This is a genomic window from Oribacterium sp. HCP3S3_B9 (genome assembly GCF_052064255.1).
Classification (GTDB): domain Bacteria; phylum Bacillota; class Clostridia; order Lachnospirales; family Lachnospiraceae; genus Oribacterium.
Genome location: NZ_JBQHVY010000012.1, coordinates 27858 through 51037 on the forward strand (window position 1 = coordinate 27858; position 23180 = coordinate 51037).

The window sequence follows — 23180 nt, forward strand, 5'->3', positions numbered from 1 at the left end:
AACTTAAGTTTAGAGGAAAATTCAATGCAGGCAAAGGGCAACTATACTGAAAGAGTAAAAACGTACCTCGACAGCTTCTGTCCTAAGGAGGGCTACGGAGTCGACAGCGTTACCTTCACTTATGAAAATAATGAGTGGTATCTGCGTGCGTTCATCTATCGTCTCGACGAGGTGGACATGACCGTAAACGACTGTGCGAAGGTATCCAGACGGCTTTCCAAATGGCTGGACCAGGAGGATTTCATTGATGAGCAGTACATGCTGGAGGTATGTTCGCTCGGATTCAAGGATCAGCCTGGCAATGAAGATGTGATTCCAGAGGATGTTGAAGAGGAGGAAGCGGCGGTCGATGAAGGCACCGATGCGGATTCCGAAGACAGCCATGAAGATACAAATGAAGATACACTTACCGGGAGGGGTAAAAACTAATGAACACTGAACTCAGCGAAGCACTCGATTTACTGGAAAAGGAGAAAGGAATCTCGAAGCAGTCTCTCATCGAGGCGATCGAGCTGTCACTCCAGACTGCATGCAAGAACCATTTCGGTTCTGCCGATAATGTGCGTGTCAACGTAGATCCGGACACCTGTGATTATTCCGTCATCGCGGATAAGACCGTCGTAGAGGAAGTTTTCGATAAGAACACAGAAATCTCACTCGCCGATGCCAGACTGATCAATCCGGCCTACACGCTGGGCTCCATCGTTCCGGTGAAGGTGGATTCCAAGAGCTTCGGACGTATCGCGACCCAGAACGCAAAGGGCGTGATCGTACAGAAGATCCGTGAGGAGGAGCGTAAGGTGCTCTATAAGGAGTACTACTCCATGGAGAAGGAGGTCGTGACTGGTACCGTCGAGCGGGATACCGGACGTTCTGTCATCGTAAATCTCGGCAAGGTCGATGGCTATCTCGCAGAGAACGAGCAGATCAAGGGCGAGACCCTCGTGACGAACGAGCGCATCAAGGTGTATGTGGTCGAGGTCAGAGATATGCCGCGTGGTCCGCGTGTCATGATCTCGAGAACGCATCCGGAGCTTGTAAAGCGTCTGTTCGAGGATGAGGTCGCCGAGGTTCGTGACGGTACCGTCGAGATCAAGGCAATCGCACGTGAGGCCGGCTCCAGAACGAAGATGGCGGTCATGTCCCACGATCCGGATGTCGATCCGGTAGGTGCATGCGTCGGTCTGAACGGTTCCCGTGTAAACGCCATCGTCGATGAGCTTCACGGTGAGAAGATCGATATCATCAACTATGATGAGAACCCGGCGTACCTGATCGAGAACGCACTGTCACCGGCGAAGGTGATCGCGGTCATCGCCGATCAGGATAACAACGAGGCGATGGTTATCGTGCCGGATAATCAGCTGAGCCTGGCCATCGGTAAGGAGGGTCAGAACGCACGTCTCAGCGCGAAGCTGACCGGCTATAAGATCGATATCAAGTCGGAGTCCCAGGCACAGGAGCAGGGCATCTTCGACGAGATGGGTATCGACTATCAGAGTGAGGGCGCCGAGGGCGAGTATGAGGACGACATCGCATACGACGAGACGACTTCGGAGGATGAGAACGAGTAACGAAGATGAAGAAGGTACCTGAGAGAACCTGTATCGGTTGTGGTGAAAAGAAAGAGAAGAAGGAGCTGATCCGGATCGTACATGAGCCGGAGGGCAGCTTCTCGATCGATCCGAGCGGCCGGAAGAATGGTCGTGGCGCATACATCTGTAAGAATCCGGAGTGCCTCGAGAAGGCATTCCGGCGGAAGGCTCTGGAGCGGTCCTTTAAGGAAGCGATCACGAAGGAGACCCTGGATACACTGAGAGAGGAACTGGAGCAGCTTGACAGATAAAATCTATGGATTGCTCGGACTGTGTCAGCGGGCCGGGAAATGTAAAAGCGGTGAGTTCGCCGTGGAGAAGTCCATCAAAAGTGGCAAATCATTTCTCGTGATCATCCCGGAGGATGCATCCGATAATACGAAAAAGAAGTTTAAAAATATGACCACCTATCGCAGTGTGCCATATCAGGAACTGGGCACCAAGGAAACGCTGGGGCACCAGCTGGGACGATCCGAACGATCGTCGATAAGCATTGAAGATCAGGGCTTCGCCCAGGCGATGATCAAATATATTGACGGAGGTAATGTGAATGTCAGATGATAACCAGAAAGATTTGGGAATGAACAGCAGGGAAGGAAGTAAGGATAAGTCGAAGGCAGGAGATGCGCCTAAGAAAAAGAAACTTGCTGTTGTTTTCCATTCGCAGAATTCCGCAAATCATAAAAATCGCCCACTGGGCTCGAAGTTCGGCACCGCTGCATCTCAGGGCGCACGGAAGTCGCAGGAGGCAGAGAAGCCGGCACGGAAGGCCAGCCCGAATGGTCGTCCGCTGCCACCTGGAACCGCACGCGTAACACCGCTGAAGGAGCTCAATGAGATCCAGAAGCGTCAGGAGGCCGAGGAGGCAAGAGCAGAGGCGGCACGGAAGTCTGCAGAGGAAGAGGCCGCACGGAAGGCGGCGGAAGAAGCTGCAAAGGCAGCCACAGCCGCGAAGGCCCTCGCAGAGCATGCGAAGGAAGCGCAGGCGAAGCCAGCCGCAGAGCGCCCGGCACGTCCGGCAGAGCGCCCACAGGGTGGCCGCAGCTTCGGTGATCGCCCGCAGGGGACACGCTCCTTCGGTGACCGTAACGGTCAGAGAAGCGGTGATCGTCCGCAGGATGGCCCTTCCTTCGGTGATCGCAATGGTCAGCAGCGACCATTCGGTGATCGTAATGGCCAGAGAAGCGGTGATCGTCCGCAGGGCAGCCGTCCATTCGGCGACCGCAATGGTCAGCAGAGACCGGGTCAGCGTCCGGCAGGTGCCGGTTTCGGTACGAGACGTCCGGCAGGCGCAGGTGCTGCACCAGCCGTCGATGTCGCTTCGAAGCCGACTCAGAACCGCGTAGCGCATAAGCCGGTGGCCGGAAAGACCTTCGGAAATAAGAATTTCGATAACGAGAAGGCAGAGGCAGCAAAGCGGAACCGGAACAACCGTAAGCAGAACAAGTATACGGCAGAGCAGTCCTACGAGAGAGCCGATGAGGTCTCCTACAAGAAGAAGACCGGCAAGGGCGCGTTCATCAAGCCGGAGGTTGTGAAGCCGGTAGAGGAGGAGATCAAGTCCATCACGATTCCTGAGGTGATCACCATCAAGGATCTTGCGGACAAGATGCGCATCAAGGCGGCTGAAATCATCAAGAAGCTCTTTATGCAGGGTAAGATGGTTACCCTGAACACAGAGATCTCCTACGAGGATGCAGAGAACATCGCGGTTGATTATGAGATCCTCTGCGAGAAGGAGGAGAAGGTCGATGTCATCGCCGAGCTCGTAAAGGATGACGTCGAGGACTCCGATGACGAGATGGTCACCAGACCGCCTGTCGTCTGCGTTATGGGTCACGTCGATCATGGTAAAACCTCCATCCTCGATGCCATCCGTAATACAAATGTGACCTCACGCGAGGCCGGTGGTATCACACAGTCCATCGGTGCTTACCAGGTAAAGGTCAATGTAAATGACGAAGACAGAGTCATCACCTTCCTCGATACACCGGGCCACGAAGCCTTCACCGCGATGCGTATGCGTGGTGCACAGTCGACCGATATCGCTGTACTCGTCGTCGCATCGGATGATGGTGTCATGCCGCAGACCGTGGAAGCAATCAACCACGCAAAGGCCGCCAACACACCGATCATCGTAGCCATCAATAAGATGGATAAGCCGACGGCAAACCCGGATAAGGTAAAGCAGGAGCTGATGAAGTATGACCTCATCCCGGAGGAGTATGGCGGAGATGTCATCTGTGTTCCGGTATCTGCGAAGACCGGTATGGGCATCGATGACCTGCTCGAGAATATCATTCTCCAGGCGGATGTGATGGAGCTGAAGGCAAACCCGAACCGTGCAGCGTATGGCGTTGTCATCGAGGCAGAGCTCGACCGCGGCAAGGGCCCGGTTGCACGTCTCCTCGTGCAGAAGGGAACGCTTCACCAGGGCGATGTCGTCGCCGTCGGTTCTGCATACGGTAAGGTTCGTGCGATGACCGACGATAAGGGTAAGCGCATCAAGAAGGCCGTACCTTCACAGCCGTGTGAGATCCTCGGTCTCAGCTCTGTTCCAAATGCGGGCGAGATCTTCCAGGTGAAGGACAACGAGAAGGAGGCCAAGGCCTATGCTGCCGCCTTCGTCACGGAGAGCAAGCAGAAGATGGTCGAGGAGTCCAAGAAGAAGGTATCCCTCGATGCACTCTTCGATCAGATCAAGGCCGGCGAGATCAAGGAGCTTCCGCTCGTGGTCAAGGCCGACGTTCAGGGTTCTGTAGAGGCCGTCAAGGATGCGCTTGAGAAGATCCGAAACGAGGAGGTAGCCGTAAAGGTTATCCACTCCGGTGTCGGTGCGATCAACGAGTCCGATGTCGTACTCGCAAGTGCGTCGAACGCCATCGTCATCGGTTTCGATGTAAAGCCGGATGCGACCGCACGTGAAATCGCAGAGCGTGAGCATGTCGATGTTCGTCTCTATGACATCATCTATAAGGCAACCGAGGATATCGACAATGCGATGAAGGGCATGCTGGCCCCTGTCTTCGAGGAGAAGGTGATCGGCCACGCCGAGATCCGTCAGATCTTCAAGGCGTCCGGTGTCGGCAACATCGCAGGATGTATGGTCAAGGACGGTCTCGTACAGAGAGGTGCCAAGGCCCGCATCTTCCGCGGCCCGAAGCAGGATAAGATCTGGGAGGGCGCAATCGCATCTGTAAAGCGCTTCAAGGATGATGTAAAGGAAGTCAAGGCCGGCTACGAGTGTGGTCTTGTATTCGAGGGCTTCAATGAGATCGAGCTTGAGGATTATGTTGAAGCATATGTAATGGAAGAGGTTAAGCGTTGAAAAAAGGTTCTGTAAAAAATACAAGAATTAACGCAGAGGTCATGCGAGAGCTTTCCGTAGCGATCCGTGACCTGAAGGATCCGCGTGTGTCCCCGATGACGTCGGTCACCGACGCCGAGGTCACACCGGACCTCCAGTACTGTAAGGTATATATCTCTGTGCTCGGCAGTGAGGAATCGCTTGCGAAGACCATGGAGGGCCTGAAGGCCGCCAGTGGCTTCCTGCGCCGTGAGCTTGCACAGACCGTCAATCTCCGGCACACACCAGAGCTTCAGTTCGTCGCTGATCACTCCATCATGTATGGAGCGCATATGGACGAGCTGATCCGTAAGGTGAATGAAGAGGATGCAGCGAAGCGCAGTCTGGAGGCGGACGCTTCGGTATCCGCAGAGGATACAGAGGATTCTTCGGAAGCGCCGTCGGACGAAGCGTAATCACGCTTGATATGTTGATATATGGAGAAGGTACGATTGATGAATGAATTTCAGCAGATGATTAATAGGGCAGACAGTATCTGCATCCTGGGCCATACGAACCCGGACGGGGACTGTCTCGGCTCAACCCTGGGCACGAAGCATTATATTCTGAATCAGTATCCTGATAAGAAGGTGAATGTTTACCTGCAGATTGCAAACGAAAAGTATGATTTCCTTCCGGGCATCGATACCATCGTGCATACACCTTCCGATCGGAAGTATGATCTCTGTATTATCTGTGACTGTAACGGCTATGATCGTGTCGGCGATTTCCGAAGCCTCGCAGAGAATGCGAAGGAGCTGTTTGTGGCGGATCATCACGTTCCGGGCGCACAGCAGTTCCCGCATGGCTCCATCCGCCCGGATGCTTCGAGTGCCTCCGAGGTCGTCTATGATCTGATGGATACGAGCTACATCGATGCAAAGGTAGCCGAGTGCCTCTATCTCGGCATCGCACATGATACCGGCATCTTCAAGTACAGCTGCACTTCGCAGCATACGATGGAAATCGCCGGCTTCCTGATGGCGAAGGGCATCGATTTCTGCCGGATCGTCGACGACAGCTACTATACGAAAACCTATGCACAGCAGCAGGTACTTGGTCGCGTACTGATGGAAAGCCTGATGCTGATGGATCATCGCTGTATCGCCGGCTGGCTGACCTGTACGGATATGAAGTTCTACCAGGTCACCTCCCGGGATGTAGACAGTGTCGTCAGCACCATGCGGGAGACGAGAGGCATCGACTGTGCGATGTTCATGTATGAAATGAGCAATCAGAACTTCAAGGTCAGTCTCCGGAGTAATAATAACCAGCTGGATGTAGCGAAGGTGGCGATGACCTTCGGTGGTGGTGGCCACAAAATGGCCGCCGGCTGTACACTTCAGGGCTCCTACCATGATGTGATGAACAACATTACGAAGGAGCTTTCGAAGCAGATGGATGCACCGGATTTCGTATCCAATCGGCTTTAAGGGAACTATGGACGGAATTATCAATGTTTATAAAGAGAAGGGCTGGACGAGCTTCGACGTCACGAAGAAGCTTCGTGCCATCCTTCATGAAAAGAAAATAGGACATACCGGCACCCTCGACCCGATGGCCGAGGGTGTACTGGTGATCTGTGCCGGCACGGCGACGAAGCTGGTCTCCTCGATCGAAGCGACGGAAAAGGTCTATGAGGCGGAGATGAAGCTCGGCATCCTGACCGATACCGAGGATACGACCGGAACGATTCTCAGCGAGCATCCGGTCGATATCAGCGAAGAGGAGCTCCGCGCAGCCGCGCAGAGCTTCGTCGGCTCTTATGACCAGATTCCGCCGATGTACAGTGCGAAAAAGGTGAACGGACAGAAGCTCTACGACCTCGCCCGGCAGGGAAAGGTCATCGAGCGGAAGCCGAACCGCATCACCATCCACGACATCACGGTCGACAGCATTGACCTCCCATACGTACGGATGACCGTCACCTGCTCGAAGGGCACCTATATCCGTACACTGATCAAGGATATCGGGGAGAAGCTCGGCTGTGGTGCCGCGATGTCTGCACTGAAGCGTACACGTGTCGGTCAGTTCTCGATCTCCGACAGCCGGACCATCGAGGAGATCGCCGGTTATGAGGCGCGGGGCGAGCTGATCCGTATCGTGAAGCCACCGATGTACGTCCCGGAGGCGGCGGTCGTTTCCTTCGGAAAGTTCGACGGCAGCCATCTCGGGCACCAGCTCATCTTCGAAAACATGTTCCGTATCGCGAAGGAAAAGCACCGGAAGACGGCGCTCCTGACCTTCAGCGCAAATCCGACGGACGTCCTCACCGGCGTCCGTCAGGATACGATTTCGAGCAGCGAAGAGCACCTGACACGCCTTCGGAACCTCGGCTTCGACTATGTCTTTTCCTATCCTGTGAACCAGGAGACCATGGGTGTCTCTGCGGAGGATTTCCTGCGCACCGTCCTGGTCGAGGGGATGCACGCGTCGGATATCGTCGTGGGCACGGACTGTTCCTTCGGGTATAAGGCGCAGGGTACTGCCGCGCTCCTCGCAGCACGTGCACCGAAGTACGGCTACGCGGTCCATGTGATTCAGAAAAAGGAAGTCCTCGATGAGAACGGACAGGAGCGCGAGATCTCCAGCAGCTTCATCCGCGAGGAGATCGAGAAGGGCAATGTCGAAAAGGCCGCCGAACTGCTCGGCCGTCATGTAGCGCTGAGCGGCACCGTGATGCGCGGAAAGGAGATCGGCGCGTCGATCGGCTTCCCAACCGCGAATATCCTCCCGAAGGAAGGAAAGCTGAATCCGAAGCCGGGCGTCTACATCACCCGTGTCCTGATCGGGCAACAGCTGTATCGTGGCATGACGAACGTCGGAAATAACCCGACCATCGCCGACGATAATCCGACCTCCATCGAGACCTATATCCTCGATTACCATGGCGACCTGTATGGAAAGAAGATCCGCGTCGAGTTTATGACCCGGCTTCGTGACCAGCATAAGTTCGCCTCGATCGACGAGCTGAAGGCGCAGCTCCAGAGGGATGTCGCAGCCACGGCAGCCTGGCCGATGGAGCTCGACCCGGGCAGGCTGAAATAACACGAAAAAAGACGGTATTTCGCTCAATGGGCGATTGACAAGCCGTGGCACTTCTGTTAAAGTACATTCGTATGCGCGTTGGCATGGTTGCGCGGAACTCCATCCGGCAGCTCTGTTAACGTAAGTCGTCACCATGCGTGACATAGTTTAACATCAGGAGGATTTACCATGATTTCCAAGGAGAAAAAGACAGCGATCATCGAGCAGTACGGCCGTAAGGCTGGTGACACAGGTTCACCAGAGGTTCAGATCGCCATTCTGACTGCACGTATCAACGAGCTCACTGAGCACCTTAAGAAGAACCCGAAGGATCACCACTCAAGACGTGGTCTTCTCATGATGGTTGGTCAGAGAAGAGGCCTTCTTGCTTACCTTCAGAAGAACGATCTGGACAGCTACAGATCCCTCATCGAGAAGCTCGGCATCAGAAAGTAATCTAAAACTCATAAAGAAAAAGGGCGGAGATACTTTTCTCCGTCCTTTTTTTATACTATAATCGTATGGACTATGTGCCTTTCTGCGATCGTGCACATGGATTTATCGAAATCATCGACAGGGAAGTATCCGAGACCACTGATGAGGCCCGGTTTTCAGCAGGAGCCCGACCCGCACGAAAAGGGAGCCTGATCAGTGTTTTTGGACCTCCCTGTCTATATAAAAGGAGGTACGAATGTACAAGAGTTATTCAATGGAACTCGCCGGCAGAACACTGACCGTCGATATCGGCCGTGTATGTGCCCAGGCAAATGGTGCAGCACTGATGCACTATGGTGATACGACCGTTCTGTCCACCTGTACCGCATCGGCACAGCCACGTGACGGTATCGATTTCTTCCCGCTCCAGGTGGAGTATGAGGAGAAGATGTATGCCGTAGGACAGTTCCCGGGTGGATTTAAGAAGAGAGAGGGCCGCGCAAGCGATAATGCGATCCTCACCTCCCGTGTCATCGATCGTCCGATGAGACCACTCTTCCCGAAGGATTTCCGTAACGATGTTCTGCTCGACAACCTCGTGATGTCCGTCGATCAGGACTGCTCACCAGAGCTTCTTGCGATGCTTGGTTCTTCCCTGGCAACCGCGATTTCCAACGTTCCATGGGATGGTCCATGCGCTTCCACACAGGTCGGCATGATCAACGGTGAGTTCATCATCAACCCGACCAACGCAGAGAAGACCGTATCCGATCTTAACCTGACCGTTGCTTCCACCCGTGATAAGGTGATCATGATCGAGGCCGGTGCAAACTGCATCTCCGATGATCAGATGATCGAGGCCATCTACAAGGCAGATGAGATCAACAAGCAGATCATCAGCTTCTTCGATTCCATCATCGCCGAGTGTGGTAAGGAGAAGACTCCGTATGAGAGCTATGCGGTTCCGCAGGCGCTCTTCGATAAGATCAAGTCCATCGTTCCAGAGGCGGAGATGGAGAACGCGGTATTCACCGATGATAAGCAGCAGCGTGATGCCAACATGGCCGAGGTGACCAGAAAGCTCGAGGAGGCACTCGCGGATGACGAGGATGCCCTTCAGCAGCTTCCGGATGCTGTATATCAGTATGAGAAGAAGACCGTTCGTAAGATGATCCTGAAGGATCATAAGAGACCGGATGGTCGTAAGATCGAGGAGATCCGTCCGCTCGAGGCAGAGGTGGATCTGATTCCGAGAGTCCATGGCTCCGCGATGTTCAAGCGTGGCCAGACCCAGATCCTCGATATCGTCACCTTGGCACCTCTTTCCGAGGTTCAGAAGGTGGAGGGACTCAATGAGTACATCACCGAGAAGCGTTACCTTCACCAGTATAACTTCCCTGGCTACTCTGTCGGTGAGGCGAAGGCCAGCCGTGGACCGGGACGTCGTGAGATCGGTCATGGCGCACTCGCTGAGAGGGCACTGCTTCCGGTTCTTCCTTCCGTTGAGGAGTTCCCATATGCGATCCGTGCCGTATCCGAGACCATGGAGTCCAACGGTTCGACTTCGATGGGTTCGACCTGTGCATCCTGCCTGTCTCTGATGGCAGCCGGTGTTCCGATCAAGGAGCCGGTAGCCGGTATCAGCTGCGGTCTCGTAACCGGTGACACCGATGATGACTACATCGTACTGACCGATATCCAGGGTCTCGAGGACTTCTTCGGCGACATGGACTTCAAGGTAACCGGTACACATGAGGGCATCACCGCGATCCAGATGGATATCAAGATTCACGGTCTCACCAGAGACATCGTGACCGAGGCGATCCACAGAGCTCACGAGGCACGTCTCGTCATCATGGATGGCGTTATGAAGGATGCCATCGCCGCTCCGCGTGCCGAGCTTTCCGAGTACGCTCCGAAGATCATCACCATGCAGATCGATCCGCAGAAGATCGGTGATGTCATCGGTAAGCAGGGTAAGACCATCAACGGCATCATCGACGAGACCGGTGCAAAGATCGACATCGACGACAGCGGTATGGTTTCCATCTCCGGCATCGATAAGAACGCGCTCGAGAAGGCGAAGAAGATCATCGAGTCGATCGTCAACGACATCGAGCCGGGTCAGGTACTGACCGGTAAGGTCGTTCGTATCATGAACTTCGGTGCCTTCGTACAGCTCAGCCCGAATAAGGATGGTATGGTACACATCTCGAAGCTGGCCGATGGTCGCGTTGATAAGGTAGAGGATGTGGTCAACATCGGCGACGAAGTAACCGTCAAGGTTCAGGAGATCGACAAGATGGGCCGTATCAATCTCACCATGCGTCCACAGGATCTGAGAGACTAAGGAGTTCTATATTATGAAAATCAGAACGAGATATGCACCATCCCCGACCGGAAGGATGCATGTAGGTAACCTTCGTACCGCACTCTACGCCTACCTCATCGCGAAGCATGAGGGTGGTGACTTCCTCCTCCGTATCGAGGATACGGACCAGGAGCGCTTCGTTGAGGGTGCTGTCGAACTTATCAATGAAACCCTCGCCGATACCGGCCTGATCCCGGATGAGTCCCCGGATAAGCCGGGCGACTGCGGTCCGTACGTGCAGTCCGAGCGTCGTGCACAGGGCATCTATATGAAGTATGCGAAGCAGCTCGTCGATGAGGGCAAGGCATACTACTGCTTCTGCACGAAGGAGCGCCTGGAGTCGCTGAAGACCGTGGTCAACGGCGAAGAGATCATGCACTATGATAAGCACTGTCTCTCCCTCTCGAAGGAAGAAATCGAGGCAAACCTCGCTGCCGGCATGCCATATGTCATCCGTCAGAACAACCCGACCGAGGGCACAACGACCTTCCACGACGAGCTCTACGGAGACGTCACCGTCGATAACGCCGAGCTCGATGATATGGTTCTTATCAAGTCCGACGGCTATCCGACCTATAATTTCGCCAATGTCATCGACGATCATCTGATGGGCATCACCCACGTCGTTCGCGGCAACGAGTATCTGAGCTCGAGCCCGAAGTACAATCGTCTCTATGAGGCCTTCGGCTGGGAGATTCCGAAGTATGTGCACTGTCCGCTGATTACGGATGAAAATCACAAGAAGCTCAGCAAGCGTTCCGGTCATGCTTCCTTCGAAGCCCTGATCGATCAGGGCTTCGTGGCTGAGGCCGTCGTGAACTTCGTCGCCCTCCTCGGCTGGTCTCCGGAGGATAACGAGGAGATTATGTCCCTCCAGGACCTCATCGAGAAGTTCGACTATCACCGTATCTCGAAGAGCCCGGCGGTCTTCGACATGGAGAAGCTGCGCTGGATGGATGGCGAGTACATCAAGGCGATGGATTTCGATTCGTATTACGAGCGTGCGCTTCCATATATCCAGAAGATCATCACGAAGCCGCTCGATCTCCGTCACATCGCGACCATGGTGAAGACCCGTATCGAGATCTTCCCGGACATCAACGAGGAAATGATCGGCTTCTTCGAGACCCTTCCGAAGTACAGCACAGATCTCTATGTGAATAAGAAGTCGAAGACAACCCTTGAGAATTCGCTCGCGCTTCTCCGTGAGGTACAGCCGCTTCTCAGTGCGCAGGAGGATTTCTCCAACGACGCACTGTTCGAGCTGCTTTCCGCATATGGTAAGGAGAAGGGCTACAAGACCGGCTTCGTCATGTGGCCGATCCGTATCGCGCTTTCCGGTCGTCAGATGACCCCGGCCGGTGCGACCGAGATCATGGAGGTCCTCGGTAAGGAGGAGTCCCTCCAGCGTATCGCTGAGGGCATCCGTCGCCTCGAGGCGTAAGACATATCGCTCCATATATCGGAGCGACACGTGCGGCAGATGTGTCCGCTGCATACGCTGATATGCGTATCGCATCCACATATAGCTGCAGAAAATATGGTCGCTTGGACGACTATAGGAGATTTCAGAAACCCATGGTAGAATACTGCCATGGGTTTTTCTATCGATCAGAAACGGGCAATCGAACACAGAGACGGGCCGGCGATGGTGCTGGCCGGACCAGGCTCCGGGAAAACGACGGTGATCACGCACCGCATCCTGCAGCTGATCCGGAGCGGCGTGCGCCCGGAGGACATCCTCGTCATCACCTTCACGAAGGCCGCGGCCCTCGAGATGGAGAGCCGCTTTCGGAAGCTCTACCTCGAGGAGCAGCTGAAGCAGCGGCTGGGGGACGCCTACGAAGCAGAAGCCGGGCATCGTCCGGCTTTTTCGTCCGCTGAGGATGCGCGCCTCCCGGGCAGCCTGTGCGATGCCGGCGGCCAGGTGAACTTCGGCACCTTCCACTCGATCTTTTTCTTCATCCTCCGCATCCGCTATCACTTTTCGTATAAAAACATCCTGAGCGAACGGACGCAGTCGCAGATGCTGCGTGAAATCGCGGAGGCCATCGGTATCGACTGCAGCTATGATCAGGACTTTCTGCGTCTTCTGATCGGCGAGATCTCGCGTTTCAAGGGGAGCGGAAAGCTGCTCTCGGAATTTGATTCGAACCTGCTTTCGAACGAGCAGTTCACGGCCCTCATGCTGCGTTACCAGGAGAGCCTGGGGCAGCAGCGCCTCGTGGACTTCGATGATATGCTCCTTCGCTGTCGTCAGCTCTTCCGCGACGAGCCGGCGGAGCTTCGTCGCTGGCAGGAGAAGTACCACTATGTCATGGTCGATGAGTTCCAGGATATTTCGCCTCTTCAGTATGAAATCGTGCGCATGCTTGCCCTGCCGGAAAACAATCTCTTCATCGTCGGGGATGACGACCAGTCGATCTACGCCTTCCGGGGCTCGGATCCCGGCATCATGCTCGGCTTCGAGCGCGATTATCCAGGTGCGGCACGCATCACACTCTCCAATAACTACCGTTCGCACGAGGAAATCGTCACATTTTCGGCGCAGGTCATCGCCCGGAACGAACATCGCTTCCCGAAGGAAATCACAGCCGTACAGGGGCCGGGTGGACGCGCACTGCGTTATCAGGCGCCCGACACGCTGCAGGAGTATGCGCTCGTGCTGAAGAACATCCGGGAGGAGCTCGCGCGCGGGATCCCACCGGAGCGGATCGCCGTTCTGTTCCGTACCCAGACCCTGGCGCGTCCGCTGATCTCCGAATTTGTACGGCTGCAGCTTCCGTATACAACGCGAGATCATACGAAAAATCTCTATGACAGTATGGTGGCGCAGGACATCCTCGCCTATATCCGGCTCGCCCTCGGCATGGGCACACGCCGGGACTTCCTCCGCATCATGAATAAGCCGAACCGCTATATCTCGCGGGAGGCCGTCCGGGATCGGGCGATGGATTTCGAGAAGCTCCGGCGCTACTACCGCGATAAGCGCGGGATGGACGTGATTCTCGACCGCTTCGTAGAGGATTTAAAGGCCATCCGTGCCCTGCCATCCGAAGCTGCGGTCATCTACATTGGCCTGCGCGTGGGGTATATCAGCTACCTGGAGGATCGTGCCCGCGAAAATCATACGGAGCTGGACGGCGTTCATGCTATAATGGATGCGCTGGAGCTGTCCGCGCGGCAGGAGCCGGATAAGCGGAAGTGGCTCAGCTATGCGGAGAACTACGGGGAGGAGCTGAAGCGGGCAGCTGCCCGAAACGAGGCGGGGCGAGGTATACGGCTCATGACCTTCCATGGTAGTAAGGGGCTCGAGTTCGATATCGTCCATATCATCGACGCGACGGAGGGCGTGACACCGTATACGAAGGCGGTCACGGCGGCGCAGATCGAGGAGGAGCGACGGGCCTTTTATGTCGCCTGTACGCGGGCGAAGAAAGAACTTCACATTTATTTCACAGAGAGTCGCTATGCTAAAAAATGCAGCCCGAGCCGCTTTCTGCTGGACGGGCTGTCGGATGTGAAGCCGAAGCACGATGGCTGGGTGCGCTCGCTTCCGGAGATTTTCCGGAGACGAAGGAGCTGAACCATGGCGGAAGCATCACCGGCATCACGATCCCTGAGGCGGATGAGCGCGCCGAAGGAGCAGAATACGCGTGCATGAAATAGTAAGAGGTAGGAAGATGGATAGATTAAAAGTACTGGTCGTCGATGATGAAGAGCGGATGCGGAAGCTGATTTCCGATTTCCTGAAGATCAAGGGCTATGAGACCGTGGAGGCCGGTGACGGCGAGGAAGCGATCGACGTCTTTTTCGCAGATAAGGAGATCGCACTCATCATCCTCGATGTGATGATGCCGAAGATGGATGGCTGGGAGGTGCTGAAAACTGTGCGGGAGCACAGTAAGGTGCCGGTCATCATGCTGACGGCGCGCACGGAGGAGACGGACGAGCTGAAGGGCTTCGAGTACGGTGCCGATGAGTATATCTCGAAGCCGTTTTCACCGAAGATCCTGGTGGCCCGTGTTGAGGCGATCCTTCGCCGCTCCGGCGTGAACCAGGATGAGGTCGTACGTGTCGGCGGTATCGAGGTCGATAAGTCGGCACACTCCGTGAAGATCGATGGAAAGGAAATCGAGCTCAGCTTCAAGGAGTATGAGCTTCTGCTCTACTTCATCGAAAACAAGGGCATCGCGCTGTCCCGCGAAAAGATTCTCAATAACGTCTGGAACTATGATTACTTCGGAGATGCCCGGACGATCGACACGCATGTGAAGAAGCTGCGTGCGAAGATGGGTACGAAGGGTGATTATATCAAGACCGTCTGGGGCATGGGCTATAAGTTCGAAGTGGAAGAGAAGGCATGAAAAAGCAGAATCGTTTTAAAAGCAGTATCAAATGGCGCTTCACCGGTATTTTTATGGGTCTCATCGCAGTGCTGCTCATCGCCATTCTGATGGCAAATTCCTTCTTTTTGGAAGGCTCCTACACGATGCAGAAGGTCAGCACCCTGGAGAACGCCTACTCGACCCTCGATGCAATGCTGGGAAGCAGCACGGATACAGACGACCGCGTCGGTCAGCTGTTTCCGAGCAACTACGATACCTCGAATCCTCAAACAGAAACACCGGCGACAACGTATCTGAAGTCACTCTCAGAGACGAGTAATGTCAGCGTCATCATCATTGACACGCAGACGGATCGGGTATTCTCGACCTTCGGCGATTTGAATCGTCAGTCCCAGAAGCTGAATCGGTATATTTTCGGAAACCGTTTCGGTGAGAAGGGAAAGATCCTTGCGAGCTTTGATAATTATATCATCGAGCGGAACCGCGACCAGAACAGTGGAAACCTCTACATAGAGAGCTGGGGATACTTTTCGGATAATACGACAACATTTATTATGTCGATGCCGATTTCCAGCCTGCGCGAGTCGGTATCCTTCTTTAACCGTTTCCTCCTGATCATCGGCATCTGTGCGATGGTGATCGGCTCCATCATCGTTTACTTCATGAGTCGTGAAATCTCAAAGCCGATCAACGAGATCGCCAGCCTAAGTGAGAAGATGTCGAGACTGGACTTCACAACACGTTATACCGGCTGCCGCTGTGATGAAATCGGTGTACTCGGTAATTCTATGAATGTGATGTCTGATAAACTGGAGAGCGCCATCGCTGAGCTCAAAACTGCAAATAACGAACTACAGTCGGATGTTCAGAACAAAACGAAGATCGCGGCGCGCCAGCAGGAGTTTATCGCCAATGTCTCCCACGAGCTGAAGACACCGATCGCGCTGATCCAGGGCTACGCGGAGGGACTCAATGAGGGACTTGCGGACGATCCGGCGGCACGGGAATACTACTGTGGTGTCATCGTGGATGAAGCGAAGCGTATGAATGTCATGGTGCATGAGCTTATGAACCTGAGCTCCATCGAGCAGGGAAAAGACCTGCCGGATTTTTCACTCTTCGATATCTCAAAAGTCGTCCATGGCGTCGTGACGAAATCGGAGATTCTGATTCGTCAGAAGGATGCACATGTTGAAATCGATATTCCGGAAGGCACGATGGTATGGGCAGATGAATTTAAAATCGAGGAGGTCATCACAAATTACCTCAACAACGCGCTCAACCATCTGCAGGAACCGAACAATATCAGCCTGTTTTCCGAAAAGGCGCTGAATGGCACGGTTTCCATCCATGTGTCAAACACCGGCAAGCCGATTCCGGAGGAGGACCTGCAGCAGATCTGGGAGAAGTTCTTCAAGGTGGACAAGGCGCATACCCGCTCCTATGGCGGCAGTGGCCTCGGCCTCAGTATCGTCAAGGCCATCATGGATTCCCACCACCAGAAGTGCGGTGTGAAGAATACACGGACCGGTGTGGATTTCTGGTTCACGCTCGATTCCGAGAAGAAAAGCTATAATTAAAAAATGATAACGGAGGAAAAACAGATGATGAATCCAGCAGCGATGATGAAGGTCGCAGGCCTTTTCAAGAAGTTCCAGGCAGATCACCCGAAGGTGGTCTCCTATGTCCAGCATTTTGTCTCGACCGGGATCCCGGAGGGCTCAGTGATCGAGATCACGATCACGAAGCCGGGGGAGCATCCGGTGACCACGAATTTCCGCGTCCTGCAGGACGACGTCGAGATGGTGGAAGCTCTGAAGAACATGCAGAAGTAATGAATGATCGACGGTAAAAGCCTTTGCCGACGGACGCGTCCGGACGGCAAGGGCTTTTACGTCCGATGAAACGCCCCTCAGGGCACCATAAGGGAAAGACAGGTTTTATGAAGATTGCCTACATGCTACGGGATCCGCTGGATCTCGTGTTTCTGTTTATCTATGTCATCGGCGTACTGGTGCTGATTTTTGCGGCGATGCAGTTCCTGCATGCCGTCCTCTATAAGGATACGAAGGCCCGGCGCGATGGGGTGCGAGCGCTCCTCCTCGGGATCGGCCTGCTCGCACCGCGCATCGTCTATCATCAGCTTCGCCTCGATGCCTCGGACTACAAAAAGGCCGTGATGACGGCTTACCAGAGCGAAGCCGATGCGATCCCGGAGACGGGCGACGGCTATACGCTCCTCGCGATCCAGCAGGGCGCTACAGATCCGGTCGCTGCGGACATCGTGGTGCTGTCCACAGCGCTCTATACACCGGAGGGTGCGCCGAACGCGGCTGGACTTGCGGTGCTGAAGGCCGTTTCAGAGCAGACGCAGAAACAGAAGAGTGCCGTCGAGCTTCGTTATATCGCATTTAACGGAGAAGCGGATGTGCAGACGGGGGCACGAAACTACCTCGAGAGCCTCCCGGACGAAGAGAAGGCACGGGTGGTCGCCGACATCCAGGTCGGCGACATTGGCCATACAGACGCCGGCGCCTTTCAAATCGCCGTGAGCAACGGCCATGAAAATCCACTCACGGACCGGCTCGTGAAATCTGTGAAGCGGATGAGCGGGCAGAAGGCGACGATGCGCGTGGATAAGCTGTCGGATCATACGGCGTTCAGCATGGATGGCATCCCGGCGGCGATGCTCCTGCAGGAGGGTGGCGCGGATGCCTCTCGTGAAGACAGAAACACGGAAAGTGCCGGCACTGAACCGAAGCGTGGCGAAAGTGAACAGACAGGAAACCGCGTTCCGTCATCGAAGGATGAGGGCGATGCTCCGGAGATGGAGGAGCTCGCGAAGGCAGCGGCCATCGTCGGGGATACCGTGCAGGGGCTGATGCGGGAGAAGAGTGGCCGCTTCCGAACAGAAGTGGAGGCGACGCCGATGGACGTCCGTGCTGCAGGTGCCTTCCAGCCGCAGGTGGATGCATGGCCAGCCGGCACAGGGATCCCGGCGATCGAGCAGCAGCTCGGCACACGCCTGACGGATACCGGAAAAAGTGATGCAGACGGCTGCGAAATCTATACCGCCGCGCTGTACATCCTGCAGCAGGATGCGCCGGTCGCCGTCGAGGTACACGTGGCGACCACGCCGGAACGTGTGAAGCAGATCACGGTGGACACGTCCGCACTGGGGGTGGAGGAGGCCATGCTTCGTCCGATGCTGAGGAACTTCTTCGGTGAAGGAAGTGAAAAAAACACAGAAAACGGAAGCCATGAAACAGTCTTCCTTGATTCAAGTGCACAGGCGATGTATCATGTAAGTGCTACCACGGCACAGGAAACAGGTGCCGATGCGACAGTCAGTGGCGATACGCTCTCGATTACAGCGGCGTAAGCAGTCATCATATCGTTCACAGGTGGCACACATATCCTCTGATGTCGGCTGCAGGACAAACCGTCCTGACCGCGATGGATATGTGTCAGCCACCTTTTTTGTACCGAAAAGGAACCCGCATGGAACTTGCACTCATCTCGGCCCGCCAGGTCGTCGTCTTTTTTATGCTGATTATGACAGGATATTTCGCGATCAAAGCGAAGGTACTGACACCGGAAGCGCGACATCACTTCTCCAGTCTGCTGGTATCGATCGTCGTACCCTGCATGCTCGTGAATTCCTATATCGCAGAATTTGATGCAGAGGTTTTTCACGGGATCGTCCTGGCGTTTATCCATTCCTTTATTCTGATTATGATCGGTCTCGTCATCGCTGTGCTGGCCGCACGACGAATGGGAAAGGATAATCGGGCGATTTTCGAATTTGCGATGATTTTTTCCAATGCCGGCTACATGGGCTTCCCGCTGATTCAGGCACTGTTCGGAAACGAAGGTCTCCTGTATGCCAGCAGCTACAACACCGTCTTTAACATTCTGATCTGGACCTATGGCTATGCGAGAGTCTCCGGTCAGACCGACGCGAAAAAGGTAGTGAACACGATCGTCCGTTCTCCTGCTATGATTGCAGTAGTCGTCGGCCTTGTGCTCTATCTTTTCCAGATTCCTGTACCTGAACTGATCCATCAGCCGATTTCACAGATTGGTGGGCTGAACACTCCGATCAGTATGATGATCACCGGTATGATACTCGCAGGCTCTGAGCTTTCGAAGGTGATCCGGGACAGAGCCGTTCTCGCCATCATCGGCATTCGCCTGATACTGATTCCGGCGGTATGCCTGCTGATTTATGGCTTCCTGCATATCAGCTTCGGCATGGCCTCCGAGGTCGTCCTGCTGCTCGAAGCCTGTCCGTGCGCCGCCATCAGTACGGTTTTCGCCGTGCAGTTCCACTATGATGAAGAGAAGGTCGCCGGTGCCGTCATCCTGTCCACCGTGCTCAGTATCCTGACCCTGCCGGTGATGGCCTATATCATCACAACACTGCTGTAATACCGTCCGCTGTACATGTGTACGACGATCTGTCGCGGTACTTCTGACGGACATCGAATCATATTCTGCTTGTGGCGTGAGAGAGCCACCTGTCAGACGGGTGGCTCTTTTGCTGAAAAAATCCCCGAACCGACATATGATATGCTACCCCTAAGTAGGACATTGAAAAAAGAAACCTACTTGGGGGTATTGTTATGTCCAGGAAAAGTAAGATAGACCCAGTACTCAAGATAAAAGCAGTTGAAGATATCCTGGTTGGCAAAAAGGGGGTGTGTGAAGTTGCGAGAAAGCTGAGGGTTGACGAATCCACGGTTAGAGGTTGGAGATTAATATACCTTAGTGGAGGTCCAACTGCTCTAGCTAATCAGTCAAGAAACAAAGTCTACAGTAAAGAGATAAAACTCAAGGCTGTTAGAGATTACCTTGACCACAAAGGCAGCCTTCGCGATATTTCTCAGAAATACGGCATACGTAACAAGCTACAACTCCGTAGCTGGATAAAGGATTATAATACTCATGGAGAGATCAAATCCCGTGGAAGCGGTGGAGGTAGCTACATGAGGAAAACCCGTAAGACTACATATGAAGAACGTCTTGAGATTGTCCAAGATTGCCTTGCTAATGACAAGAACTATGGTGCAACAGCCAAGAAATATGAGTGTTCTTATCAGCAGGTGCGTAACTGGGTAAAACGCTATGAAAACATGGGTTCTGCCGGGCTGGAAGACCGCCGCGGTAAACGAGCAGGCAGCCTTCCCAGTCGTACAAAAGAGGAAGAAATGCGTGACAGAATCGCAGAACTAGAGCGCAAAAACCGCTATCTTCAAATGGAGAACGACCTGCTAAAAAAAGTCAGAGAGTTAGAGATGAAGGATCGCTATCTCTAACCCGCCATATCTACGAGTACCAGGCGATCCAACAACTTTCAGAAGAAAAGGAATACCCTGTTGCCTTGCTCTGCGCAATGTACCATGTCCCGCGCAGCGCTTACTATCGCTGGATCAAAGATCCGGGCAGTTACAGGGAACGGATGAATCAGAAGATTGCAGACACAATCAAAAAAATCCATGAAGAACATCCGGATATGGGATACCGCAGGTTAAAAGATGAGCTTGAGAAAAAGCATGATATCAAAGCCAATGACAAACGGGTTCTCCGTATTTGCCGCAAGACGCATATACAATCAACGATAAAGTGGCGTCCCAAGAGCTGCACTCGCGGAAGCAAAGATCCTGCCTATATCGCTAAGAACTACCTGAATCGAGACTTCCACGCTGATGCACCAAATCAGAAATGGCTTACCGATGTATCTGAGTTTAAGTATTACGTTGGTATAGAGGTTCGGAAAGTCTATCTGAGTGCAATCCTGGATCTTTACGACCGGCGAATTGTTTCGTTCGTAATCAGCGATAGAAACGATAACCCATTAGTAATGGACACATTTGACTCTGCTGTTGCAAAGGAACCAGATGCGCATCCATTGTTCCACTCAGACCGCGGTTTTCAGTATACGAGTGCTATGTTTTCGACGCGTTTGAAAAAACACCACATGAAGCAGAGCATGTCTCGTGTTGCACATTGTATCGATAACGGGCCGATGGAAGGATTCTGGGGCATTTTGAAAAGAGAAACGTATTATGGCAGGAAATTCAATGAGCGGGAAGCGCTGGTCAAGGCAATCGAGAATTATATCGATTATTACAACAACGAGCGTATTCAAAGAAAGCTGCACCTAATGACTCCGCTAGAATTCCATGATCAGTATCAGACAGCAGCATAAAGAAATACCCTGGCTGACTTTTCGTCAGCCAGGGTAAACCTAGAACTTATTGTTATTCATTGTCCACTTGACGGGTAGCACACCATACGGTCCGGGGATTCGTTCATTTATTCAGTTGTATGTGCTGATGATCAGTTTACACCGTAGCCTAAAGCAGCTGCGTTGTCGATGCCCTGTGCAGCGAAAGCCTCACGAGCGAGGTTAGCCATAGCAGCAGCATACTCAGAGTAGTTAGCGTAAACAATCTGAGTGCCATCCGTAGCAGCAACAACTACAGGAGCAGCTGGATCAACAGCAGCCTGAGCTACAGCAGCCTCATGAATAGCGTTTGCATACTCAGCAGCAGCATAGGAGTAAGCGTTCTTTGCATTTAAGGAACCGATGTCATAGGAAGCAACACCAGCGAATGCAGGAACGGACATAGCAGCAACCAGAGCGCCAGTCATCACCATAGCAGCAATCTTCTTTGTCATCTTCATCATCATATACCTCTCAAATAAATTTGAAATCTGTCACTGAATTCGTGACTCAAAATTTCTAAACCTTTTATAACACATTTCTTAAGATTTTAATACAGTTTTCAAACATTTTCGTAATAAAAATAAAGCACAATTTACGAAAAAAGAGCGTAAATATAAACAGATTCCTGCTTTCTGTCGGATTTTCTTACGATTCCCTCCGGGTCCCCTGCTTGAACTGCTACACGTTAAAAATCACTGTAACTGAAAAAAGTCAAAAATCAGTTGACAACATTGCCTGAATTAAGTATAATATACAAGTCGCTTGAGAAAAGCGTATCGGGGTGTGGCTCAGTTTGGCTAGAGCACCTGGTTTGGGACCAGGGGGTCGCAAGTTCGAATCTTGTCACCCCGACGATTGATAGACCATCGAGAATGAACTCTCGGTGGTCTTTTTTGTGCTTTTATAGCGCTTCAGGAATACCGTTCCTGCTTTTCCAGGTAGGCTTCGTGTTCTTCCCGTGACATACATACCTTTCCGATCGGGGTGTCGTATTCCTGGCGGTCATTGAGAAGCCGGCGCTCGATGAACTGCTCGATGGCCTGGCGTATGTGCTTCAGCTTTTCGCGGGTGTCTGGATGATCACTCTGAAAGCGCAGCATCTCGTCGAGGTAGCCCTGTGCGCGTACCTGCCGGAAGCTCTCGGTATAGACGAGTCCGAAGACGAAGGCCATGTGGCCGATCATGAAGTCGATGGCGGTGCGAGCGTACGCGCGGTCGACATTGCGCGCATACATCACGTCATCGTAGACCTGATCGGAGATGGACGCGGTGCGGAAGGCTTCCTCCGGGAGATCATAGATCTCGCTGCGCGGTGTTTCGCAGTTCACGCGCAGGATGTCGATTTTATCTGCATCCCGCAGGATGGTGGCGAAGCGGTACTCGCGTGCACTGAGCTCCTCCGGGAGGCGGTACACGTTGTGGAGACGTATCGTCTTCTCGAGGAGCGCAAGCTCGTCCTCCTCAGCATCGCGCACAAAGAGACGGAGCTTCCCGTCATGGAAGAGGATATCCGCACTCAGCATCGCATGATTGCAGGACAGACGGTCCTGAAAGGTATGGTACTGGCGTAGCTGCTCGAAGCGGCCGATGTCGTGGAGCATACCGCTGAGCCAGGCGAGATCCCGGTCGGCCGCAGACAGTCCGAGGTCTTCCGTGATTGCGTCGCACATCGCAGCGACGCGGTAGGTGTGGTCTACCTTCAGCTTTACCTTCACATCGCTGAGATCATAATCTGAAACATAGGCTTTAAAGGCCTCTTTGACATGCATTCGATCGATGTTCACCATTCAGTCCTCCCCTCGCACATTTTTACTGAAAAATTTAC

General features: G+C 53.7%; 21 protein-coding genes and 1 tRNA gene. 20 read left to right on the forward strand and 2 right to left on the reverse strand.

Annotation, left to right across the window (positions count from 1 at the left end; all coding sequences use genetic code 11):
- Positions 1 to 24 precede the first annotated feature (24 nt).
- The 19 genes from rimP (at position 25) to ACTNC3_RS07370 (ending at position 21334) form a co-directional block, all read left to right on the forward strand.
- Positions 25 to 429: a ribosome maturation factor RimP gene (gene rimP, locus ACTNC3_RS07280; protein ID WP_441226972.1), complete on the forward strand. Its 405-nt coding sequence runs from the start codon at positions 25 to 27 to the stop codon at positions 427 to 429.
- A complete protein-coding gene (gene nusA, locus ACTNC3_RS07285; RefSeq protein WP_410042300.1) occupies positions 429 to 1574 on the forward strand; it encodes a transcription termination factor NusA in 1146 nt (381 codons plus the stop codon). The genes rimP and nusA overlap by 1 nt, the downstream gene beginning before the upstream one ends.
- Positions 1575 to 1579: 5 nt before the next feature.
- Entirely contained in the window at positions 1580 to 1846 is a 267-nt protein-coding gene (rnpM, locus tag ACTNC3_RS07290; RefSeq protein ID WP_410042301.1) for an RNase P modulator RnpM, read from the forward strand.
- The gene (locus ACTNC3_RS07295; RefSeq protein ID WP_410042302.1) at positions 1836 to 2156 is read left to right on the forward strand and encodes a L7Ae/L30e/S12e/Gadd45 family ribosomal protein; all 321 of its coding nucleotides are present in this window, start codon (positions 1836 to 1838) and stop codon (positions 2154 to 2156) included. Before rnpM ends, ACTNC3_RS07295 begins: the two co-directional genes overlap by 11 nt.
- Entirely contained in the window at positions 2146 to 4923 is a 2778-nt protein-coding gene (infB, locus tag ACTNC3_RS07300) for a translation initiation factor IF-2 (protein ID WP_441226973.1), read from the forward strand. Before ACTNC3_RS07295 ends, infB begins: the two co-directional genes overlap by 11 nt.
- Positions 4920 to 5357 (forward strand): 30S ribosome-binding factor RbfA, encoded by a 438-nt coding sequence (gene rbfA / locus ACTNC3_RS07305; protein WP_410042304.1) that lies wholly within the window; start codon positions 4920 to 4922, stop codon positions 5355 to 5357. Before infB ends, rbfA begins: the two co-directional genes overlap by 4 nt.
- Before the next feature lie 39 nt (positions 5358 to 5396).
- On the forward strand, positions 5397 to 6374 hold the full coding sequence (locus tag ACTNC3_RS07310) for a DHH family phosphoesterase (RefSeq protein ID WP_410042305.1): 978 nt from the start codon (positions 5397 to 5399) through the stop codon (positions 6372 to 6374).
- Between the two features lie 7 nt (positions 6375 to 6381).
- The gene (locus ACTNC3_RS07315) at positions 6382 to 7989 is read left to right on the forward strand and encodes a bifunctional riboflavin kinase/FAD synthetase (RefSeq protein ID WP_441226974.1); all 1608 of its coding nucleotides are present in this window, start codon (positions 6382 to 6384) and stop codon (positions 7987 to 7989) included.
- A gap of 168 nt (positions 7990 to 8157) precedes the next feature.
- Positions 8158 to 8424 (forward strand): 30S ribosomal protein S15, encoded by a 267-nt coding sequence (gene rpsO, locus ACTNC3_RS07320; RefSeq protein ID WP_410042307.1) that lies wholly within the window; start codon positions 8158 to 8160, stop codon positions 8422 to 8424.
- A 235-nt stretch (positions 8425 to 8659) separates the two neighbouring features.
- Positions 8660 to 10753 carry a polyribonucleotide nucleotidyltransferase gene (locus ACTNC3_RS07325; RefSeq protein ID WP_410042308.1) on the forward strand — a complete coding sequence of 698 codons (2094 nt, stop codon included), beginning with the start codon at positions 8660 to 8662 and terminating at the stop codon, positions 10751 to 10753.
- Positions 10754 to 10763: 10 nt separating this feature from the next.
- Positions 10764 to 12218, forward strand: a complete 1455-nt coding sequence (gene gltX / locus ACTNC3_RS07330; protein ID WP_441226996.1) for a glutamate--tRNA ligase — start codon at positions 10764 to 10766, stop codon at positions 12216 to 12218.
- A 150-nt stretch (positions 12219 to 12368) separates the two neighbouring features.
- Positions 12369 to 14360: an ATP-dependent helicase gene (locus ACTNC3_RS07335; protein ID WP_441226975.1), complete on the forward strand. Its 1992-nt coding sequence runs from the start codon at positions 12369 to 12371 to the stop codon at positions 14358 to 14360.
- A 97-nt stretch (positions 14361 to 14457) separates the two neighbouring features.
- Positions 14458 to 15141 (forward strand): response regulator transcription factor, encoded by a 684-nt coding sequence (locus tag ACTNC3_RS07340; RefSeq protein WP_441226976.1) that lies wholly within the window; start codon positions 14458 to 14460, stop codon positions 15139 to 15141.
- On the forward strand, positions 15138 to 16703 hold the full coding sequence (locus tag ACTNC3_RS07345) for a HAMP domain-containing sensor histidine kinase (protein WP_410042311.1): 1566 nt from the start codon (positions 15138 to 15140) through the stop codon (positions 16701 to 16703). The genes ACTNC3_RS07340 and ACTNC3_RS07345 overlap by 4 nt, the downstream gene beginning before the upstream one ends.
- A 24-nt stretch (positions 16704 to 16727) precedes the next feature.
- Positions 16728 to 16958: a hypothetical protein gene (locus tag ACTNC3_RS07350; protein WP_410042312.1), complete on the forward strand. Its 231-nt coding sequence runs from the start codon at positions 16728 to 16730 to the stop codon at positions 16956 to 16958.
- Between the two features lie 107 nt (positions 16959 to 17065).
- On the forward strand, positions 17066 to 18505 hold the full coding sequence (locus ACTNC3_RS07355) for a M28 family peptidase (RefSeq protein WP_441226977.1): 1440 nt from the start codon (positions 17066 to 17068) through the stop codon (positions 18503 to 18505).
- Between the two features lie 119 nt (positions 18506 to 18624).
- Positions 18625 to 19554, forward strand: coding sequence for an AEC family transporter (locus tag ACTNC3_RS07360; protein WP_441226978.1), 930 nt, complete (start codon positions 18625 to 18627; stop codon positions 19552 to 19554).
- 194 nt (positions 19555 to 19748) lie between these two features.
- Entirely contained in the window at positions 19749 to 20441 is a 693-nt protein-coding gene (locus ACTNC3_RS07365; RefSeq protein WP_441226979.1) for a helix-turn-helix domain-containing protein, read from the forward strand.
- Between the two features lie 8 nt (positions 20442 to 20449).
- A complete protein-coding gene (locus ACTNC3_RS07370) occupies positions 20450 to 21334 on the forward strand; it encodes an IS3 family transposase (protein WP_441226997.1) in 885 nt (294 codons plus the stop codon).
- 131 nt (positions 21335 to 21465) lie between these two features.
- Here the strand turns inward: ACTNC3_RS07370 and ACTNC3_RS07375 are convergent, their stop codons facing one another.
- Positions 21466 to 21819 (reverse strand): hypothetical protein, encoded by a 354-nt coding sequence (locus ACTNC3_RS07375; protein ID WP_441226980.1) that lies wholly within the window; start codon positions 21817 to 21819, stop codon positions 21466 to 21468.
- 313 nt (positions 21820 to 22132) lie between these two features.
- Here ACTNC3_RS07375 and ACTNC3_RS07380 point away from each other — a divergent pair.
- A tRNA-Pro gene (locus ACTNC3_RS07380) sits at positions 22133 to 22207 on the forward strand.
- 59 nt (positions 22208 to 22266) lie between these two features.
- Here ACTNC3_RS07380 and ACTNC3_RS07385 read toward each other — a convergent pair.
- Positions 22267 to 23142: an HD domain-containing protein gene (locus ACTNC3_RS07385; protein ID WP_441226981.1), complete on the reverse strand. Its 876-nt coding sequence runs from the start codon at positions 23140 to 23142 to the stop codon at positions 22267 to 22269.
- Between the last annotated feature and the right edge of the window lie 38 nt (positions 23143 to 23180).

Excerpts from the sequence above, each read along its gene's own strand:
- rimP (WP_441226972.1), top strand. The coding sequence starts at position 25 with ATGCAGGCAAAGGGCAACTATACTGAAAGAGTAAAAACGTACCTCGAC.
- nusA (WP_410042300.1), top strand. The coding sequence starts at position 429 with ATGAACACTGAACTCAGCGAAGCACTCGATTTACTGGAAAAGGAGAAA.
- rnpM (WP_410042301.1), top strand. The coding sequence starts at position 1,580 with ATGAAGAAGGTACCTGAGAGAACCTGTATCGGTTGTGGTGAAAAGAAA.
- infB (WP_441226973.1), top strand. The coding sequence starts at position 2,146 with ATGTCAGATGATAACCAGAAAGATTTGGGAATGAACAGCAGGGAAGGA.
- ACTNC3_RS07310 (WP_410042305.1), top strand. The coding sequence starts at position 5,397 with ATGAATGAATTTCAGCAGATGATTAATAGGGCAGACAGTATCTGCATC.
- ACTNC3_RS07315 (WP_441226974.1), top strand. The coding sequence starts at position 6,382 with ATGGACGGAATTATCAATGTTTATAAAGAGAAGGGCTGGACGAGCTTC.
- rpsO (WP_410042307.1), top strand. The coding sequence starts at position 8,158 with ATGATTTCCAAGGAGAAAAAGACAGCGATCATCGAGCAGTACGGCCGT.
- ACTNC3_RS07325 (WP_410042308.1), top strand. The coding sequence starts at position 8,660 with ATGTACAAGAGTTATTCAATGGAACTCGCCGGCAGAACACTGACCGTC.
- ACTNC3_RS07335 (WP_441226975.1), top strand. The coding sequence starts at position 12,369 with ATGGGTTTTTCTATCGATCAGAAACGGGCAATCGAACACAGAGACGGG.
- ACTNC3_RS07340 (WP_441226976.1), top strand. The coding sequence starts at position 14,458 with ATGGATAGATTAAAAGTACTGGTCGTCGATGATGAAGAGCGGATGCGG.
- ACTNC3_RS07345 (WP_410042311.1), top strand. The coding sequence starts at position 15,138 with ATGAAAAAGCAGAATCGTTTTAAAAGCAGTATCAAATGGCGCTTCACC.
- ACTNC3_RS07350 (WP_410042312.1), top strand. The coding sequence starts at position 16,728 with ATGATGAATCCAGCAGCGATGATGAAGGTCGCAGGCCTTTTCAAGAAG.
- ACTNC3_RS07355 (WP_441226977.1), top strand. The coding sequence starts at position 17,066 with ATGAAGATTGCCTACATGCTACGGGATCCGCTGGATCTCGTGTTTCTG.
- ACTNC3_RS07360 (WP_441226978.1), top strand. The coding sequence starts at position 18,625 with ATGGAACTTGCACTCATCTCGGCCCGCCAGGTCGTCGTCTTTTTTATG.
- ACTNC3_RS07365 (WP_441226979.1), top strand. The coding sequence starts at position 19,749 with ATGTCCAGGAAAAGTAAGATAGACCCAGTACTCAAGATAAAAGCAGTT.
- ACTNC3_RS07375 (WP_441226980.1), bottom strand. The coding sequence starts at position 21,819 with ATGATGATGAAGATGACAAAGAAGATTGCTGCTATGGTGATGACTGGC.
- ACTNC3_RS07385 (WP_441226981.1), bottom strand. The coding sequence starts at position 23,142 with ATGGTGAACATCGATCGAATGCATGTCAAAGAGGCCTTTAAAGCCTAT.